Origin of the sequence: Trichloromonas sp. (genome assembly GCF_041583255.1) — a bacterium.
Taxonomy (GTDB): domain Bacteria; phylum Desulfobacterota; class Desulfuromonadia; order Desulfuromonadales; family Trichloromonadaceae; genus Trichloromonas.
On record NZ_JBFHGD010000279.1, the window covers coordinates 1 to 3,631 of the forward strand.

The following is a 3,631-nucleotide window of genomic DNA, read 5'->3' on the forward strand; positions in this document are numbered from 1 at the left end:
ACCATCGACGACGTCCCTATCTGACACCGGCAGCCCGCCGAGGAGATCCGAGATGAAGCTCCCCGCCAGCATGCGGGCCATGGTGCTCGAAACCGGGCAGCGCCGGCTGCAGTTGAAACAGCTGCCGGTCCCCCAGCCTTCCCCCGGACAACTGCTGATCCGGGTGCACGCCTGCGGGGTCTGCCGCACCGATCTGCACATCGTCGACCAGGAGTTGAGCGAAGCGAAGCTGCCTCTGATCCCCGGCCACGAAATCGTCGGCACCGTGGTCAAGACCGGCGACCAGGTCACCCGCTTCCGCCCCGGCGAGCGGGTCGGCGTCCCCTGGCTCGGCACTACCTGCGGCGAATGCCGCTACTGCCGCCGGGAGCAGGAAAACCTCTGCGACCATGCCCGCTTCACCGGCTACACCCTTGACGGCGGCTTCGCCGAGTTCACCCTGGCCGATCAGCACTTCTGCTTCCACCTGCCGCCCGGCTTTGAAGACACCGAGGCCGCCCCGCTGCTCTGCGCCGGCCTGATCGGCTACCGCACCTACCGGCTGGCGGGAAACAACATCGAGCACCTCGGACTCTACGGATTCGGCGCCGCCGCCCACATCGTCGCCCAGATCGCGGTACACCAGGGAAAGAAGGTTTACGCCTTCACCCGCCCTGGCGACACCGAGGCCCAGGAGTTCGCCCGCCGATTGGGCGCCGTCTGGGCCGGGGCTTCTACACAGATGTCGCCCCAACCCCTCGATGCCGCCCTGATTTTCGCCCCGGCCGGCGAATTGATTCCCGCTGCCCTGAAGGCCACCGACAAGGGCGGACACGTGGTCGCCGGGGGCATCCACATGAGCGACATCCCGGCCTTTCCCTACCGGCTGCTGTGGGAAGAACGCAAACTCAGTTCGGTGGCCAACCTGACCCGGCGTGACGGCGAAGAGCTTCTCGAGCTGGCCTACCGAATACCGGTGCGCACCGAAATCGAGCGTTTCCCCCTGGAGCAGGCCAACGAAGCCCTCGACCGCCTGCGCAGCGGCCGCGTCGAAGGAGCGGCGGTACTGGTGATGAATTGACCTTCGGGATGACCTGGGTCTCCCCCCCTGCCGGGCCCTGTCAGAAAAAGATTTGACTACGTTTCGCATACCCCGTAGACTAGCTTATTCAACAGTTTGCGGAGATCATTAATGGTTCGCACCATTTTTTATTTTGCCACTTTCATCCCCTGGACCCTGTTCGTCATTTTCACCGGCGTCCCACTTTCCTTCATCCGCCCCGACTACCTGCACAACTACTCCCGCTTTTGGGCCAGGGTTGGACTGACGCTGGCCGGGGTAAAGCTGAAGGTAACGGGCCGGGAACACCTGCAGCCGGACCAGGCGGTGATCTACATGCCCAACCACCAGAGCAACTTCGATATCCTGGCCCTGTTTGCCGGGCTGCCGGGCCAGTTCCGCTGGCTGGCCAAGGAAGAGCTGTTCCAGATCCCCCTGTTCGGCCTGGCCATGCGCCGCTGCGGCTACATCTCCCTCGACCGCTCCGACCGCAAGAAAGCCATCAAGAGCATGAACGAGGCGGCCCGCCGCATTCATGACGGCACCTCGGTGGTCATCTTCCCCGAGGGGACCCGCTCCGCCGACGGTCTGCTGCAGGAATTCAAGAAAGGCGGCTTCATGCTGGCGCTCAAGGCCCAGGTTCCCGTACTGCCGGTGGCCATCAGCGGCAGCTACGCAGTGATGCCCAAGAACAGCCTCTGGATTCGTGGCGGCACCATCGAGGTGCGCATCCTGCCGGCCATCGACAGCAGCGGAATGGGGACCGCCGACCGCGACCCGCTGATGGAACAGGTGCATGGCCGGATCGCGGCGTCCCTGGAGGCGGCGGCATGAGCACCCTGGCCCAGGCGCCCCCCCTGCACCCCGATGCCCTGCGGATTCTGCCGCTGGGGGGACTGGGCGAGATCGGCCTGAACATGATGGCCATCGAGTTCGGCGGCGAGATCCTGCTGATCGACTGCGGGCTGATGTTTCCCGAAGCCTACATGATGGGGGTCGACCTGGTCATCCCCGACATCTCGGCGCTGGCAGGCCGTGAACAGGATATCCGCGGCCTGCTGCTGACCCACGGCCACGAGGACCACATCGGGGCAATCCCGTTTCTGTACGAGGCGCTGGGCTGCCCCCCCATTTACGGCACCGGCCTTACCCTGGGCCTTCTGCGCAACAAGCTCGACGAACACAAGCTGACCGGTCGCGCCACCCTGGAAACCGTCAAGCCGCGGCAGACCGTAGAGCTCGGCCCCTTTGCCGTCGAATTCTACCGGGCCGCCCATTCCATCGTCGATGGCGCCGGACTGATCATCCGCACCCCGGCCGGCACGGTGGTGCACACTGGCGACTTCAAGCTCGACCAGACCCCGGTCGACGGCGAACCGACCGACCTGGCCCGGCTGGCCGCCTGCGGCGAAGAAGGTATCCTGCTGCTGCTGGCCGATTCGACCAACGTCGAAAAGGAGGGTTTCACCCTCTCCGAACGGGTGGTCGGCGAAGCCTTTGCCCAGATTTTGCCTCAATGCGACGGACTGGTCATGGTGGCGACTTTCTCCTCCAACATCCACCGCATCCAGCAGGTGGTGGATGCGGCGGTGTCCTGTGGCCGCAGCGTCCTGATCAACGGCCGCAGCATGGTCGCCAACACCGACATCGCCCGCAAGCTCGGTTACCTGAATATCCCCGACTCGGCCCTGATCGACCTGCGCGACCTGCGGGAGATCCCCCGCGACCAGGTGCTGGTAATCACCACCGGCAGCCAGGGCGAACCGTTGTCGGCTCTGACGCGCATCGCCATGGACGACCACCGGCAGCTCAGCCTGGAGCCGGGCGACTCGGTGATCCTGTCGTCCAAGTTCATCCCCGGCAACGAAAAGGCCATCTCCGACCTGATCAACCACCTGTACCGGCGGGGCGCCGAGGTCTTTTACGAAACGACCAGCGAGGTCCACGTCTCCGGCCACGCCAGCCAGGAGGAACTCAAGCTGGTGCTGTCGCTGACCAGGCCCCGCTACTTCGTACCGATCCACGGTGAATACCGGCATCTGGTAAAGCACGCGCAGCTGGCCCGGCGCATGGGAGTGGCTGCGGAGAACGCGGTGGTGCTGGAAAACGGCCAGCCGCTGGTGGTTTCGCAGAACGGCCTGCGCCGTGAAGAGCGCCTCGAGAGTGGCCGGGTTTTCGTCGACGGCAAGGGAGTCGGCGATGTCGGCACCATGGAACTGCGCGACCGCCGCCACCTGGGCAACCACGGCATGGTGGTGGTCTTTCTGGCGATCAACCAGAAAACCGGCGGGATCCTCTACGGCCCGGAGATCCTCACCAAGGGGTTCATCCCCGAAGAGGAAAGTACCGAGTTTCTCGAACAGGCCCGCCAGACCGTCCGCGAAACCCTGGCCGAGCACAGCCTGGCGGCGATCAGCGACTGGGAAGAGCTGCGGGTCGAAGTTCGCAAGGGGCTGCGCCGCTACTTCAACCGCACCATCGAACGCCGGCCGATGATCATGCCGGTGATTCTGGAATTGTAGGGGCGAACCGCGCGTTCGCCCCTGCGACATATTTTGACGTAACCAAGGGATAGTATGAACCTGCTGCATG

At 64.7% G+C, this 3,631-nt stretch carries 3 protein-coding genes; all 3 read left to right on the forward strand.

Features of this window, described 5'->3' with window-relative positions; translation table 11 throughout:
- Window positions 1–70: 70 nt before the first annotated feature.
- Window positions 71–1,060: a zinc-dependent alcohol dehydrogenase family protein gene (locus ABYV89_RS15525; protein WP_432823845.1), complete on the forward strand. Its 990-nt coding sequence runs from the start codon at window positions 71–73 to the stop codon at window positions 1,058–1,060.
- Window positions 1,061–1,171: 111 nt separating this feature from the next.
- On the forward strand, window positions 1,172–1,873 hold the full coding sequence (locus tag ABYV89_RS15530) for a lysophospholipid acyltransferase family protein (RefSeq protein WP_432823843.1): 702 nt from the start codon (window positions 1,172–1,174) through the stop codon (window positions 1,871–1,873).
- A complete protein-coding gene (locus ABYV89_RS15535; RefSeq protein WP_432823844.1) occupies window positions 1,870–3,561 on the forward strand; it encodes a ribonuclease J in 1,692 nt (563 codons plus the stop codon). Before ABYV89_RS15530 ends, ABYV89_RS15535 begins: the two co-directional genes overlap by 4 nt.
- Window positions 3,562–3,631: the final 70 nt, after the last annotated feature.

Bases quoted from the DNA above. Each gene is read 5' to 3' on its own strand.
- ABYV89_RS15525 (WP_432823845.1), top strand. From the start codon at position 71: ATGCGGGCCATGGTGCTCGAAACCGGGCAGCGCCGGCTGCAGTTGAAA.
- ABYV89_RS15530 (WP_432823843.1), top strand. From the start codon at position 1,172: ATGGTTCGCACCATTTTTTATTTTGCCACTTTCATCCCCTGGACCCTG.
- ABYV89_RS15535 (WP_432823844.1), top strand. From the start codon at position 1,870: ATGAGCACCCTGGCCCAGGCGCCCCCCCTGCACCCCGATGCCCTGCGG.